The sequence below is a fragment of the Phytobacter sp. V69 genome, from assembly GCF_965644215.1.
GTDB lineage: Bacteria > Pseudomonadota > Gammaproteobacteria > Enterobacterales > Enterobacteriaceae > Phytobacter.
On record NZ_CBFFRL010000613.1, the window covers coordinates 1 to 206 of the forward strand.

The window sequence follows — 206 nt, forward strand, 5'->3', positions numbered from 1 at the left end:
CTGGTGACGCAGGTGATACCAGTCGTGGTTGCCGTCGGTTTTGTCGAGGTACGGCAGGTCGGTTTTGGTGCGGTCGCCGATGTAGAACAGGTAACCCAGCACGGTCACGGCGTCACGCTGTTTGCCCGACCCGAGCAGTTCACAGACCGGGACATTCAGCGCCTTACCTAACAGGTCGAGCAGTGCAGCTTCAAGCGCTGCCACGG

Annotated in this window: 1 pseudogene; it reads right to left on the minus strand. The window is 60.7% G+C overall.

Features of this window, described 5'->3' with window-relative positions:
* Window positions 1-206 (minus strand): annotated as a pseudogene (locus ACSZPU_RS26615) (glucarate dehydratase); the annotation flags it as partial.